Source organism: Parathalassolituus penaei (assembly GCF_026626885.1).
GTDB classification, from domain to species: domain Bacteria; phylum Pseudomonadota; class Gammaproteobacteria; order Pseudomonadales; family Oceanobacteraceae; genus Oceanobacter; species Oceanobacter penaei.
Genome location: NZ_JAPNOA010000056.1, coordinates 262,781 through 277,425 on the forward strand (window position 1 = coordinate 262,781; position 14,645 = coordinate 277,425).

At 55.0% G+C, this 14,645-nt stretch carries 12 protein-coding genes and 4 tRNA genes; 12 read left to right on the forward strand and 4 right to left on the reverse strand.

What is annotated here, in order from left to right:
- Positions 1 to 98 precede the first annotated feature (98 nt).
- The 11 genes from OUO13_RS15920 (at position 99) to OUO13_RS15975 (ending at position 8,452) form a co-directional block, all read left to right on the forward strand.
- Positions 99 to 2,060 (forward strand): capsule polysaccharide biogenesis protein, encoded by a 1,962-nt coding sequence (locus OUO13_RS15920; protein WP_283174885.1) that lies wholly within the window; start codon positions 99 to 101, stop codon positions 2,058 to 2,060.
- 112 nt (positions 2,061 to 2,172) lie between these two features.
- Positions 2,173 to 3,282: a methyl-accepting chemotaxis protein gene (locus OUO13_RS20100; RefSeq protein ID WP_428982354.1), complete on the forward strand. Its 1,110-nt coding sequence runs from the start codon at positions 2,173 to 2,175 to the stop codon at positions 3,280 to 3,282.
- Between the two features lie 71 nt (positions 3,283 to 3,353).
- A complete protein-coding gene (gltX, locus tag OUO13_RS15935; protein WP_283174886.1) occupies positions 3,354 to 4,877 on the forward strand; it encodes a glutamate--tRNA ligase in 1,524 nt (507 codons plus the stop codon).
- A 128-nt stretch (positions 4,878 to 5,005) separates the two neighbouring features.
- Positions 5,006 to 5,081 (forward strand) — tRNA-Ala (locus tag OUO13_RS15940).
- Between the two features lie 17 nt (positions 5,082 to 5,098).
- A tRNA-Glu gene (locus tag OUO13_RS15945) sits at positions 5,099 to 5,174 on the forward strand.
- Between the two features lie 85 nt (positions 5,175 to 5,259).
- A tRNA-Ala gene (locus OUO13_RS15950) sits at positions 5,260 to 5,335 on the forward strand.
- Positions 5,336 to 5,348: 13 nt separating this feature from the next.
- Positions 5,349 to 5,424, forward strand: a tRNA-Glu gene (locus tag OUO13_RS15955).
- 112 nt (positions 5,425 to 5,536) lie between these two features.
- Positions 5,537 to 6,097: a KdsC family phosphatase gene (locus tag OUO13_RS15960; RefSeq protein ID WP_283174887.1), complete on the forward strand. Its 561-nt coding sequence runs from the start codon at positions 5,537 to 5,539 to the stop codon at positions 6,095 to 6,097.
- Positions 6,094 to 7,104, forward strand: a complete 1,011-nt coding sequence (locus tag OUO13_RS15965) for an NAD-dependent epimerase (protein ID WP_283174888.1) — start codon at positions 6,094 to 6,096, stop codon at positions 7,102 to 7,104. Before OUO13_RS15960 ends, OUO13_RS15965 begins: the two co-directional genes overlap by 4 nt.
- Positions 7,105 to 7,147: 43 nt before the next feature.
- Complete coding sequence (gene kdsB, locus OUO13_RS15970; RefSeq protein ID WP_283174889.1) at positions 7,148 to 7,915, forward strand: 3-deoxy-manno-octulosonate cytidylyltransferase; 768 nt, start codon at positions 7,148 to 7,150, stop codon at positions 7,913 to 7,915.
- Positions 7,916 to 7,987: 72 nt separating this feature from the next.
- Positions 7,988 to 8,452: a DUF3429 domain-containing protein gene (locus OUO13_RS15975; RefSeq protein ID WP_283174890.1), complete on the forward strand. Its 465-nt coding sequence runs from the start codon at positions 7,988 to 7,990 to the stop codon at positions 8,450 to 8,452.
- Positions 8,453 to 8,539: 87 nt separating this feature from the next.
- On the opposite strand, the gene OUO13_RS15980 is transcribed toward OUO13_RS15975, so the two are convergent.
- The 4 genes from OUO13_RS15980 to OUO13_RS15995 form a co-directional block, all read right to left on the reverse strand.
- On the reverse strand, positions 8,540 to 8,845 hold the full coding sequence (locus OUO13_RS15980) for a hypothetical protein (protein ID WP_283174891.1): 306 nt from the start codon (positions 8,843 to 8,845) through the stop codon (positions 8,540 to 8,542).
- A 53-nt stretch (positions 8,846 to 8,898) separates the two neighbouring features.
- Complete coding sequence (locus OUO13_RS15985; RefSeq protein ID WP_346429368.1) at positions 8,899 to 9,597, reverse strand: TonB-dependent receptor; 699 nt, start codon at positions 9,595 to 9,597, stop codon at positions 8,899 to 8,901.
- A gap of 7 nt (positions 9,598 to 9,604) precedes the next feature.
- Entirely contained in the window at positions 9,605 to 9,853 is a 249-nt protein-coding gene (locus tag OUO13_RS15990) for a hypothetical protein (RefSeq protein ID WP_283174892.1), read from the reverse strand.
- A gap of 197 nt (positions 9,854 to 10,050) precedes the next feature.
- Complete coding sequence (locus OUO13_RS15995; RefSeq protein WP_283174893.1) at positions 10,051 to 10,512, reverse strand: Lrp/AsnC family transcriptional regulator; 462 nt, start codon at positions 10,510 to 10,512, stop codon at positions 10,051 to 10,053.
- Between the two features lie 183 nt (positions 10,513 to 10,695).
- Here OUO13_RS15995 and OUO13_RS16000 point away from each other — a divergent pair, with 183 nt between their 5' ends.
- On the forward strand, positions 10,696 to 14,196 hold the full coding sequence (locus tag OUO13_RS16000; protein WP_283174894.1) for an NAD-glutamate dehydrogenase domain-containing protein: 3,501 nt from the start codon (positions 10,696 to 10,698) through the stop codon (positions 14,194 to 14,196).
- Positions 14,197 to 14,645 lie beyond the last annotated feature (449 nt).

Here is a 14,645-nt window from a genome sequence, read left to right on the forward strand (position 1 = left end):
TCCGGAAGTAATCCGTCATGATACAACGCCCTGCTCACGTATTGTCTGAGTCTTTGGATGCAGACATTGCCTGCTCGGATTTTCACTCCGTTTCCCTTATGTCGGCACCGCTCGTATCGCAACCCGCGGTGCGATCGTTATTTCCCGCGGCGGATGTAAAGCTGCGTGCCTCGCGGGCGGATGTATATGTAGGCTGGGGGCGTAAAGGGTCGGGGGACCGTGCCCGTCAGAAAGCCGCAAGTCACTCGCGTCCATATCTCCTGCTTGAAGATGGTTTTCTGCGCTCGGCCGCTCGGGACGACGATTCGGTCTCGGTGGTTATCGATAACGCCGGTATTTTTTACGATGCCTCTGTTCCTTCACGTCTGGAGATGCTGATTCAGCAGCCGTTGTCGGTGGCTGAGCGTGCGCGTTGCCAGCTACTGATCCGGCGTTGGTGCGAGCTGCGTTTGTCGAAGTACAACAGTGCGCCGGAATATCATGGCCAGATCAGTCAGCCTTATGTGCTGGTGCTGGATCAGGTCGCGGGTGATGCGTCGGTGGGCAGTGGTCTGGCAACACCGGCTTCGTTCCAGGAGATGTTGACGGCCGCATTGCGAGAAAATCCGGATTGCACCGTGGTGGTGAAAGTACATCCGGATGCTTATACCCGTGGCAAGGCGGGCCACTTTGATGTTCATCAGTTACAGGATAATCCTCGTATCCGGGTGGTGGCCGAGAATTGCCATCTGGTTGGGTTGCTGGAGGCGGCTCGTGCTGTTTATACCGTTACCTCTCAGGTCGGCTTTGAAGCGCTGTTGTGGGGTAAGCCGGTTCGTTGCTTCGGAATGCCGTTTTATGCGGGCTGGGGCCTGACCCGGGATTCGTTGCCAGCTCCGGAGCGCCGTTGCTCGGTTGAGCTGGACCAATTGGTCTTTGCGGCACTGGTGCGTTACAGCGCGTATGTTGATCCTGTGAGTGGTCAGGCCTGTAGTCTGGAGCAGGCGATGGATTACATCGCATTGCAGCGTTGCTTGCAGCTTCGTTTTCAGCATCTGCAGCCATTGGCGGCAGTTGCGTTTTCGCGCTGGAAAAAACCGTTCGTAAAACGTTTTCTGGCGGGTCATGAATTACGTTTTGTGCCGACCCTGCAAGAGGTTCCATCCGGTTGTACGCCGGTATTGTGGGGAAACAATGATGACGGCAAGGTCACGGACCCGCATTTGCGTATCGAAGATGGCTTCCTGCGATCTTCGGGATTGGGTGCCGACCTGATTGCGCCCATGTCTTGGGTGATCGAAGAGCAGGGTATGTACTACGATGCCCGCACGCCATCGGCGCTGGAAACCATTCTTGCAACCCATGAATTCGATGATGAGCTCATCAGACGCACAGTTAGCCTCAAACAGCGCATTATTGCTGCGGGGGTTTCCAAGTACAATCTGGGTGGTCAGCGTTGGCAGCGTCCGGATACCGACAAACAGGTGGTATTGGTTCCTGGTCAGGTTGAGAACGATGCATCTCTGCGTTTTGGCGGTTGTGGCATTGTCACCAATCTTGGCTTGCTCAAGGCAGTCCGGAGCATGCGCCCCGATGCCTGGATTATCTACAAGCCCCATCCGGACGTGGTAACCGGTCTGCGTAAGGGCATGATTGCTGCTGAGGATCTGGTTGGCCTTGCCGACGAAGTGGTCACCGACGTTGATAGCATGCTGATGCTGCCTTTAGTCGATGAAGTGCACACCATGACCTCCTTGCTCGGTTTTGAAGCCTTGTTGCGAGGCCGTACAGTGGTTTGTTACGGGCATCCGTTTTATGCCGGCTGGGGCCTGACTGCTGACCACACACCGATTCCTCGTCGCCAGCGTCGCTTGAAAGTGGATGAGCTTATTGCTGCGGCGCTTATTTTGTACCCGGTATACGTCAGTCGACGAACCGGACGTTATTGCTCAGTTGAACAGGCGCTTGAAGAGCTGATCGTCTGGAAACAACAGGGTCCTTCCCGTATGCCGTTCTGGCGTCGCTGCCTGCGCGTGGTATTACGCGCATGGGTATCACTTGGTATTCGTAAGAACGCCTGACAAGAGTCAGGCAGGACAGATGGATATTTCGTTTTTCGCCCGTTAATGGGCGGCATTCCTGCTACGGTCGTCTAGAGTTTTAAAATAGACGACCTGTGTGCAGGAGACCACTATGTTCGGTAAGCAGAAGTTGGCGGATGCCAAAGATGAGATCGCTCGCCTTAAAACGAGAGTGCAGGATCTCGAGCGAGAGTGCGAACGGCTTCGGGACGAACATAACCAGTCAGATTTGCGAATTCGTTCATCGGAAAGCAGACAGGATGCCCAGCGAAGAATTCGACAGTTGTGGATGAGCTCGTTTGGTTTGCTGGACGTGGTTCGTGCGACAATTGCTGACAGTTCTCATCGTCTGGATGAAGAAAATCGAACGGTTGAACGGTCCATGTCTGATGTTGGCAATATCGGTGGGCGCCTTGAGGGTGTTACTCGGCAATTAGACGATATTCGCGGGCGTTCGGGGCAGGCGTCTCAGGCGGTGTCGGGGCTAAAACAGGTCGCTACCGGCATCGGTAATTTTGTGGGCATGATTCAGGGGATTTCCGAGCAAACCAACTTGCTGGCGTTGAACGCTGCCATTGAAGCAGCGCGTGCTGGAGAGCAGGGGCGCGGGTTTGCCGTTGTGGCCGATGAAGTTCGTACATTGGCAGGCAGAACTGCTGAAGCAACCACGGAGATCGCCAACTTGATTAATAAAATAGGTAGTGAAGTAGATCAGGTTGCCACTCAGATTGATCGTGTCGGCGAGCAGGGTGACAAACTTTCTGGCGAAGTGCAGAGCCTTGCCAGTCATATTGATCATGTTGGTGAGTTATCCAGTCAGTTGGCGCACACGTTGTCATCGGCGGCTAACGAAGGCTTTCTCGAGACGGCCAAACTCGATCATGTAGTCTGGAAAAACGAAGTGTACGAGATGGTCCTGAATCGCGATGTTTCCAGATGTGGCAGTCTTGCTGGTCACGATAGCTGTCGCCTGGGTGTCTGGTGCCGTCAGGGAGAAGGGTATAGCCGTTATCGCAATTTTGACGCATTCTCGCGGATCGATCGTCCTCATCAGCAACTGCATGAAAATGGTCGCATGGCACTGGAGGCGATGGAGAGGGGGGATGAAGCAGGCCTGTGTCGTCATCTGGAAGCAATGGAGACTGCATCATCGCAGGTAATTGATGCACTCAGCCAGCTTGAGCAGGAAATTCGTCGACAAAAGAAAGTTTCTGGACACTGAAACGCGCTGCGTGATTGGTCTGATTTCTCTATAATCAGGGTTCTTGTTGACCCGATAAATCGAGAGAGACCATGACTGTCCGCACTCGCGTTGCGCCGTCACCAACCGGTGACCCACACGTAGGAACTGCCTACATTGCCCTGTTTAACCTGGCGTTTGCGCGTCAGCACGGTGGCCAGTTCCTGCTGCGAATCGAAGATACCGACCAGGTGCGCAGCACCTCTGAATCGGAACAGGCGATTCTCGACAGCTTGCGCTGGCTGGGACTGGAATGGGATGAAGGCCCGGATGTTGGCGGCCCTCACGGTCCATACCGTCAGAGCGAGCGTAGCGCCATTTATCAGGAACACGTTCAGATTCTGTTGGAGCGTGGTCACGCTTTCAAATGTTACCGTACTCCGGAAGAACTGGATCAGTTGCGTGCCGCCCGTGAAGCGGAGGGCAAACAAGGCGCTCTGAAGCCTGCTGACCTGATTCTGCCTGCCGATGAAATCGCCCGTCGCGAAGCCGAAGGTGTGCCATACGTTATTCGTATGAATGTGCCAGCCGAAGGTGTTTGTGTCGTGAACGATTTGCTGCGTGGTGACATTGAGCTGGATTGGGCTCAGGTCGATGCACAGGTTCTGATGAAATCCGACGGCCTGCCTACTTACCACCTGGCCAACGTGGTGGATGACCATCTGATGGAAATCACCCACGTGATTCGTGGTGAGGAATGGATCAACTCTGCACCGAAACACAAGCTTCTGTACGAATACTTCGGTTGGGATATGCCACAGTTGTGCCACATGCCACTGCTGCGTAATCCGGACAAAACCAAGCTGAGCAAGCGCAAAAACCCGACGTCCATCATGTTCTACGAGCGTATGGGCTTTATGCCGGAAGCGCTGCTGAACTATCTGGGTCGTATGGGATGGTCCATGCCGGATGAGCGTGAACAGTTCGCCCTGACTGACATGATCGCCAATTTCGATATCAACCGTGTGTCCCTGGGTGGTCCGGTGTTTGATATGGAAAAACTGCGCTGGCTGAACAGCCTGTGGCTGCGTGGTCTGACGCCGGAGCAATTCTGTGAGCGTTTTGCTTCCTGGGGTCTGAAGCCTGAACGTATGCTGGCCATGGTTCCTCATGTACAGCCACGTGTTGAAGTGTTCTCCGACGTAGCTCCGCTGGCGGGTCACTTCCTGGCGGGTCTGCCTGCCCTGACAGCTGCCCAGTTTGAACACAAGGCCTATGACGAAGAGAAGCTGCTGACCACCCTGCAATTTGGTCTGTGGCAGCTGGAAGCGATCCGTTTCTGGAATCGCTCTGAAATCGAAACCCGTCTGTTTGCACTGGCTGAAGTATTGGAACTGAAAGTACGTGATTTCCTGTTCCCGTTCTTTATTGCGATTGCTGGCACTTCGGCCACGATTTCGGTACTGGACTCCATGGTGCTGCTGGGCCCGGACATGAGCCGTTCCCGTCTGCGTAATGCCATTGAAGTTCTGGGTGGTGTTGGCAAGAAGCGCGTGAAGAAGATGGAAAAGGATTACCAGGCCGCTGTTGCTGCTATTGAAGCCAAACTGGCTGAGAAAGCGGCCGCGGCTGAGTAATCAGCGGGCAACGGAGTAGGGCGATTTACGCCGCTACTCCGGCTTTTTTAAAAAGATCAGAATATTTTTAAAAAGTGTTTGACAGGCATAAAAGCCAAGCGTAATATGCGTGCACGTTCTGAGAACAAGGGGCCTTAGCTCAGCTGGGAGAGCGCAACACTGGCAGTGTTGAGGTCAGCGGTTCGATCCCGCTAGGCTCCACCAAATTCTCGATATGTCCTGTCCCCATCGTCTAGAGGCCTAGGACACCGCCCTTTCACGGCGGTAACAGGGGTTCGAATCCCCTTGGGGATGCCAATTAAACGGCATATGAAAGGATTGAGAAAGAGTCAAAATAATGACTTGACAGAAACAGGACGTAGCGTATTATGCGCAAAAAATTGGGGCCTTAGCTCAGCTGGGAGAGCGCAACACTGGCAGTGTTGAGGTCAGCGGTTCGATCCCGCTAGGCTCCACCAAATTCTCAAGTGTGTCCCCATCGTCTAGAGGCCTAGGACACCGCCCTTTCACGGCGGTAACAGGGGTTCGAATCCCCTTGGGGATGCCAATTTATTCAGAAAAAAGCGGGCTTTGCCCGCTTTTTTCGTTTCCGGGGTTTGTTCTGCATCTTCTGTCCGGATGTGGGTAGAATGGTGTTTTCTTCACATAGAGAGATCATTATGCAACCCGTTTCATCTGCCTTGTCGGCCAAGGCACAGGCGGTTCGCCTGGTTGTGTTCGATGTTGATGGTGTTCTGACCGATGGCACGCTGACTTACGGTGCTGATGGTGAAGAACTGAAACACTTCAACGTCAAGGATGGCGTTGGTATCAAACTGCTTCAGGCGTTTGGTGTCGATACGGCCATTATTTCTGCCAAAAAATCCTCCGCGTTATCCCGTCGAGCCCATGACCTGGGCGTTAAGCATTTCTTCCCTGGTATCAAGGACAAATGGCCTTGCCTGCTGGAGTTGCTGGCCGAGCTGGAAGTCACTCCGGATGAAGTCTGTTATGTGGGTGATGACGTAATTGATCTCAAGGTCATGATGCGTGTGGGTCTTGCGGTTACGCCTGCCGATGGTTTCTGGATGGTGCGTGACAAGGCTCATCATGTAACAACGGCCGCTGGCGGTCGTGGTGTTGCCCGTGAAGTGGCGGACATGATTCTCGGTAGTCGTATGTCGCTGGAAGAGGCTTATGTCAAAGCCATGTTGCCGGAGTTTGAGGTAGTTCGTCTGTGAAAAAAGCGTTGGTAACCGGTGCTGCCGGTTTTATTGGCTCTTATGTTTCCCGCCGACTGAACCAGATGGGTTATGAAGTGGTTGGGGTGGATAACCTCAACGACTACTATGATGTTTCCCTCAAGGAAGCGCGGCTCAAGTGGGTGGGTGAGTGTGATGGCTTCACGTTCAAAAAGGTGGAGCTGGGCAACAAGGCGGAAGTTGAAGCCTTGTTTGCCGAACACCGTTTTGATCGCGTGGTGCATCTGGCCGCACAGGCCGGGGTGCGTTATTCGCTGATTAACCCGGATGCTTACGTAAACAGCAACATGATCGGCTTTGTGAATATCCTCGAAGCCTGTCGCCATGCCTCTGTTCCTCACCTGGTATATGCCTCCTCCAGCTCCGTGTATGGCCTTAACAGCAAGTTGCCGTTTGCCACCTCGGACAGTGTTGATCATCCGGTATCCCTGTATGCGGCGTCCAAAAAAGCCAATGAGCTGATGGCGCATACTTATTCCCATTTGTTCCGGTTGCCAACCACTGGCCTGCGCTTCTTCACCGTGTATGGTCCGTGGGGGCGTCCGGATATGGCTGCGTATTCGTTTACCCGCGATATTCTGGCTGGCAAGACCATCAACGTGTTTAACCACGGTCGTATGCGCCGCGATTTCACCTACATCGATGACATCGTTGAAGGGGTGGTGCGAGTGGTGGAAAACATCCCGCAGGCCGATGCCAGCTGGACCGTTGAAACCGGCGATCCAAGCCGCAGTTCCGCACCTTACAAGGTCTACAATATTGGTAATCACAACAGTGTGGAGCTGGGTGACTTTATCAGTACGCTGGAAAATGCGCTGGGTAAAAAAGCCATTATCAATTATCAGGATATGCAGCCGGGTGATGTGGTCGCGACCCATGCCAATGTTGATGACCTGATGGCGGATGTCGGATTTGCACCGGATACTCCGCTGGCATCCGGTCTGGGCCGCTTTGTTGATTGGTATCGTCAGTTTTACGGTGTCTGAACCTGTTCCTGAACCTGTTCCTGAATCTGTTACGGAAAACCTTATGAACCAGTACAAGATTGTTATTCCAGCCCGTTATGCTTCCAGTCGTCTGCCTGGCAAACCACTGATCAACCTGGCTGGCAAGCCGATGATCCAGCACGTTTACGAACGTGCACTGGAAACCGGTGTAGAAGAAATTGTGATTGCCACTGACGACGAGCGTATTCGTGATGCGGCGCTGGCGTTTGGCGCTGATGTGGTGATGACCTCTCCTGATCATGAAAACGGCACTGAGCGTATTGCGGAAGTGGCTCGTATCAAGGGTTGGGCAGATGACGTTGTGATCGTAAACCTTCAGGGTGATGAACCGCTGATTCCACGTTCACTGGTTGAGCTGACGGCCGCTGGCCTGCTGGATCATCCGGAAGCCGGTATGAGTTCTGTGTGCACCCAGATCCAGCATGATCAGGATGCGTTTGATCCTAACGTTGTGAAAGTGGTGCTGAACCGTGCCGGGTTTGCCATGTATTTCAGCCGTGCCGCTATCCCGTGGGACCGTGACGGTTATAAGCAAGGCACAGGTGTGATGACCGCTAAAATGCCGGTATATCGTCACATTGGTATGTACGGCTACCGCGTTTCCTTCCTGAATCAGTACACAGGTATGGAGGCCTGCCCGTTGGAAGGTACCGAGTCTCTGGAGCAGCTGCGCGCGCTCTGGTACGGCGTTGGTATTCATATGAGTGTGATCGACAAAGCGCCGGGTCATGGTGTGGATACACCATCCGACGTTGAGCGTGTGGAAGCCCTGCTGAAGGCAATGGCCTGATTCAGCAACGGCACATAATCAGGATAATGTCCGGGCCGGATGCCCTTATGTGTATCTGTGGAGGCTGGCGTGATGAATAGCCGCGAAATTCAGGAGTGGTTCCATCGTCGTACTCTCAGCGAATTGCTGGGGTATGCGGGATTGCTTCCGTTTGGCGGAGCAGTTGTGGGAGCCCTGTTCGGGTTTTCCTCTGCTGTAGCGTTTTTTATTTCCTATTCGGCAATGATTCTGGTGTTTATGGCCGGGGCTTGCTGGGGCGTTGCTCAGGCGCGTTCCATGGAGGCTGGAAAGCTGCCGTTATTGTTGTCGATCGGGGTATTCTGGTTGGCGCTGGCGGCCTGGTTGTTGTCGGCTTTGTTGCCAGACTCGATTGTGCTGCCGATGCTGCTGTTGGGTTTTTTGGGATTGTATGCGCTGGAAACCCAGCCGTTGTTTCAGAATGCCTACGACTCGCGTTATTCCCGCTTGCGCTCGGTGCTGACTCTGGTGGTTGCGGGTGCTCATGTGCTGATGTTTCTGCTGGTGCCGGTGGGCTGATTGTAACGGTCGACTGTTATCCAATAAAAAACCCTGCCACGGCAGGGTTTTTTATTGGATGTATTTATTGGGTGTAGCAGACGAATATCAGTGCAGGTCGTCCTGCTGCTGGAACTGGTTTACTTCGTCATCGGTCAGGTAGTGCAGGCAATCGCCACCCAGAATCCACAGCAGCTCGCGGTCTACGGCCGGTGCCAGTTGCGGATTAAACATCATCAGGCTGGCCAGCCACTGACAGGCATCCTGCCAGGCGTTGGTGTTGTGCTCCTGCAGCTGGATGATGAGGTTTTGCAGCTGATCAAGTTGCTCCTGATCGATAAAACCACCCTGTTGGGCGGCCGTCAGACGACCTGCCAGTGCTTGCATGTAGCCGATTGGACCATCAACCCTCATAACGTCTCCGCGCAAAAATCAAAACGCTATTCTAGCAGAAGCCATTGGTGGGATTACCAGTCGATGCGCCAATCCGCTTGCCATAACCAGCGCGGGTTGTGCTGGTACATCACGGTGTCAGCATCGTAACGGCTGGTGAGGGCCCAGTTACCCAGCGGAGTGTCGATCCCGTAGCTGCGCAGTTGCCATTCGCTATCGCGATTTTCCTGTTGCCACTCCGGCATCAGATGGTCGCCCGTATTGGTCAGAACCTCGGAGTCCTGCTGGATGCTGGCGTTGGAGTTGCCTTCCTGCTGGTTAAGGTTGCGATCGGCCTCAACGTTCAGGCGATTGTTGGCGTCCGGACGCAGCTGCGCTTGCCAGTTGGCGGCTTTGGTCTGGCTGAGGTCAGGAGGGTTGTCATTGTCGTGATAACCACCGAACTCCCCTACACGTTGTCCCCACAGGCTTAGACGTTGATCGAAGCCTTCACGACTGGAGGCCAGTGACGCATAACCCTGACGCCCCTGATCGGACTGATAGTGAGCAGCGAGGGCAATGCGGCTGGAGTCGGCCGGATGTAGGGTAAAAATATGGATCATGCCCTGAAAGGCGTTAAAACCGTAGGAGACGCTGCCCGGTCCGCGGGTAATCTCGATGCGATCTACGTCTTCTATCGCAATGTCGAGCTGCTGCCAGTCGATCTGGGAAAGCGTCGCTTTGTAACGTGCCTGACCGTCCACCAGAACCTCAAGGCGGCGGAACAGATTCAGTTCTCCGCTATGGCAAACAACGCGGTTGCGTCGAGTCGGGGCTGCGTGCCGTAAACATGTCCGGCACGTAGGTGAAAATGTCGCTGAATTCGTGAATGCCCCATTGGCGTAACTGGTCGGTGGTAATGACGGTGACGGCGGCGGGAGTTTCCGAGAGAGGCTCCGACAGGCGCATGGGCGTCAGAACCTCCGGCATTGGCATGTCGAAGTCGTCGTTGGCTGAGGCGGGGCTAGCCGCCAAAATGGTCAGGGCCAACACTCCGGCAGGCCGTCGAAGGGACGGAAACAACGTTTTCTCTCGCTATCCAATGGGGTGTTTTGTAGGTCGTTTATAACGAACAACGGCTGTTCAGCGAAAGATTTTACACAGGAATGGCCCGTTTTGTCTGAAACCCTGCGCATTGATAACAATCCTGCAGGGTTTCCGACGAGCTGTGTCGCAAGTGGGCAGGGTCAGAGCAGGGCGGACTCGATGTCCTTGACGTTTTCCATCACCACAAACGTACTGGTCTGGGTTACATAGGGCAGGGAGGAGATCTTTTCGCCTAATACTGCCCGGTAAGAATCCATATCCGAAGTGCGTACTTTCAAAAGGTAATCGAAGTTGGCCGCTGTCATGTGGCATTGTTCGATTTCGGGAACCAGGCGGACGGCTTCGTTAAACGCCTGCAGGGCACGAGTACGGGTATCACTGAGTGAAACCTGAACAAACGCCACGTATTTGGTGCCCAGTTTCTTCTGATCAATCAGGGCGATATAGCCCAGAATGTAGCCCTGTTCCTCCAGACGTTTCATACGAATCTGGCATGGAGTCTTGGATAGGCCAACGCGGGATGCCAGTTCCGTAACGGTGATGCGAGCGTTTTTCTGCAGCTCGCGGAGAATGGCCATATCAAGTTTGTCGAGATTTTCCAAAATGCCTTTTCCTGACTGATTGGCTAGTGTTATCGCCGATATTCTTACACACAAATAAATCACTTGGCTGCAATACTTCGGTACTAAAGGAAATTCGACTTCTGGCTCCGGGTTAGACTGACGTCGCCGAAACTCAATCCCCGAGTTTCCGAACCCCCTATGGCATCAAGGAGCCTGTTTATCATGAACGACCGATCTGACCTGTCTGCGACGCAGGTTGAGGTGTCTGACATTCATCCGGAATCGTCCCGCGAACTGACCGACGAGGGCGACGACGGCCACACGAGTAGCGGCGGCCCGCGTCCGCAGCGTCTGGAAAAGCGTGCGTTTGCCCGTTTCCAGCGCTGGAACCTGGAAATGCTGCCGTTGCTGGACCAACTGGCAACCCGTCATCAGGATTCATCCTGGCTGCGTTTTGACCGTGCTTTCCCGTTTGCCTATTGCGAAGCCTTCAGTGGTCAGCAGGCGCTGGCGGATGTGCTGGTTATGGCCAATCTGACTGCTGAAAAGCCGGTTGCTATCCGTTTTGACTCCGATCTGGCCGCCAGTGCAGGTCAGTCGGTGAGTTTTCGTTTATACAGTGCGGCCCAGCAGCCGGCCCTGTCCGATGTGATTCCGGTGCTGGAAAACCTCGGTCTGCGGGTGCTGACCGAACATCCTTATCGTATTGAAACCCGTCGCCAGCAGGTGTTCTGGGTCAGTGAGGTGAGGGTTCAGCTGGCGCTGTTGCCAGTGGATCAGAAAGGTTTGTGGGAGCGTTTGCAAACCCTGTTTGCGCGAGTCTGGTACGGGGATGCCGAAAACGACCGCTTTAACCGTCTGGCGCTGGTAGCAGGTCTCGACTGGCGCGAAATTACTCTGCTGCGCGCTTGTGCCCGCTATATCAAACAGATTCGTTTTGGCTTCAGCCAGACCTATCTGGCGGATGTGCTGTTCCGTCATCCACACATCACGGCTGCTTTGCTGGCCTTCTTCCGCGCCCGTTTCGAGCCGGGTAACCAGGATAACGAACAGGCGGCGTATGACGTCGTTGAGCGTCACCTGGAAACCGTCGCCAGTCTCGATGAAGACCGCATCCTGCGTCGCTTCCTGCAGGTAATGGTGGCGACTACCCGCACCAACGCCTGGCGTCAGGATGAGGCGGGTGAGTTGCGGAATTTCTGGGCATTCCGCATTCGTGGCGCTGACCTGCCCGATTTGCCCAAGCCTTGTCCTGCTTATGAAACCTTTGTGTATTCACCGTCGATGGAAGGTGTGCACCTGCGGGCTGGCAAAGTCGCTCGTGGTGGCGTGCGCTGGTCGGATCGTCCGGAAGATTACCGCACCGAAGTGCTGGGTCTGGTGAAGGCCCAGCAGGTAAAAAATTCGGTAATTGTACCGGTGGGGGCCAAAGGTGGATTTGTCTGCAAACAGCTGCCGGAAGAGGCTTCCCGCGAGGAAATCCAGGCCGAAGCCATTCGTTGTTACCAGACCTTTATCCGTGGCTTGCTGGATCTGACCGATAACCTGGTCGAAGGCCAGGTGGTGCATCCGCCAATGACCCGTCGTCACGATGCCGACGACGTGTATCTGGTGGTGGCGGCCGACAAGGGCACGGCCAGTTTCTCCGATATTGCCAACGCCATTGCCGCGGAATACGGCTATTGGCTGGGGGATGCGTTTGCCTCTGGCGGCAGCCACGGTTACGACCACAAGGGCATGGGCATCACCGCCCGTGGTGCGTGGGAATCGGTGCGCCGTCATTGCCGTGAACTGGGTATGAATGCCGAGTTGGACAGCCTCAGCGCCATTGCCATTGGTGATATGAGTGGTGATGTGTTCGGCAATGGCATGTTGCTGGCACCGCGTCTGCGCTTGCTGGCGGCCTTTAACCATCAGCATATTTTTGTTGATCCGGAACCGGATGTGGCGGCGGCATTTGCCGAACGTCAGCGTCTGTTTGCCTTGCCACGTTCGACCTGGATGGATTATCGCCCGGAGGTGATTTCCGAAGGCGGCGGTGTATTTGCCCGCAACGCCCGCTGGATTCCGGTGTCGGCCGCTATGCAGCGTCGTTTTGGCATCAGCGTTGAGCGCATCACGCCGAACGAACTGATTCGGGTGTTGCTGATGGCTGAGGTGGATCTGATCTGGAATGGTGGTATTGGCACCTGGGTCAAGGCCAGTCGAGAAAACCACGCCGATGTTGGCGACAAGGCCAACGATGCTGTGCGTATTAACGCCAATGAGCTGCGTGCCCGCATGATTGGTGAAGGTGGCAACCTCGGTTTCACCCAGCTGGCGCGTATTGAGTTCTCGTTGCGTGGTGGTGCCTGTTACACCGATTTTATTGATAACGCTGCTGGTGTGGATTGCTCCGACCACGAAGTGAACATCAAGGTGCTGCTGGATGAACAGGTCAAGCAGGCACGGCTCAGTGTGGAGGATCGTAATCGCCTGCTGCAGGAAATGACCGCGGATGTCGCGGCGCTGGTGTTGGCCAGCAACTATCGCCAGGCTCAGGCAGTTGAGCTGGCGCTGGTGCAGAGTCGTGATCAGGGCGAGGAATTTGCGGGTTATCAGCGTTTCCTGCAGCAGCAGGGACTGCTCGACCCGGCGCTGGAATATCTGCCGGATGACGAGGCACTGGTAGCCCGTCGGGATACCGGCATGGTGTTGTCGCGTCCTGAGCTGGCGGTGCTGTTGTCGTACGCCAAGATCGAACTGAAGCAGGCCTTGCTGCGCAGCCCGGTCAGCCGTCATCCGGTATTTGCCGATGCGGTGGCGTCCATGTTGCCGGCGGTGCTGCTGAAACGTTTCCCGGATGCGCTGGAACAACACCCGCTGCGTCGCGAGCTGGTGGCCACGGCCATGGCCAATGATCTGGTCAACCGTGCTGGTATCACCTTCGCCTGGCGTCTGCGCAATCTGTGTGGTCATGACCTCGGTGAAATTGCTGCGGCCTGGCGAGTGGCCTGCCGCCTGTTTGATATCGATCGTCACTGGCAGGCGATTGAGGCGCTGGATGATCAGGTTGCAGCACCGGTTCGCAAGGCCATGATGCAGGCAGTGATGCAGTTGATGGAACGCTCGACCCTGTGGTTGCTGCGTTATGCACCTACGGTGGACGCGCTGGCTGCGCTGTCCGATCGCGGCGCGCTGGCCACGGAATGGCTGGTATCACCGGATGTATTGTCCAGCCTGATTCCGGATAGCCGCTGGCGTCCGCAGTTTGAACAGTGGCAAAACGCCGGAGTACCGGTAACAACGGCGTTGTTCGCGGCGGCGGCTGAAAGCCTCTACTGGCTGCTGGACATCGTGGATATCAGCCATGGTCGTGAGGGTGGTCTGGAGCCGGTGGCGCGGGTGTATTTTGCCCTCGGCACCACGCTGGAGCTGACCTGGCTGGATGAACAGCTGCGCAAGGTGACCGGTGGAGGGCGTTGGCAGACGCTGGCGATCAAGGGCTACCGTCGTGAGCTGGATGCCCGTCTGCGTGAAATCACCCAGGCTGCATTGGCTGAAACCGGCGGTGATGCTGCAGAAGTAGGTGCCTGGTTACAGCAACAGGGTCTGACACTGGCACGTTGGCGGCAAACACTGGCCGACCTGCAAGCTGCCGGGCAGGGGGATTGTGCCCTGTTCTCGGTGGCGCTGGCGGTGCTCGGTGAGTTCTGCACACCATCGGTACTGAACCCGGTGTAAGCCAATCGGACTTGTAACAAGCCCTTTGTAATATCCTGAATGCTGGTTCGCCCCGTCGGGTTTGCTGCCTCTCCAACAGCAGATTCGACGGGGCTTTTTTATGCCTGTGATTCGGGGGTTAGTGTGCCGCCGCTGGTATTCATGAATGGGTCGCTGGCGGAAAAACCTGTGCCAGTCGGAACAGATCAAGATGACGGCTGAATGACGTAAGGTCGAAAAGTTCCGTGCAGATCTTTTTGAGTGACTGCGTTGTGATGGTGCGAATCGCAGTGTTGTGCACTAATATGGGACAATAGTAAAGGGCTTTTTTGCCCGTAAATGGGCGTTGGCAGGAAATGTTGCACCAGAAAGTGCGAATGGACGGATTCACTCCGTATGGACTATTTTCCGTAAAAAATCCTGCAAGAACCGATAATTTAACGATAAATTCCCGCATTTTTGCATTTTAT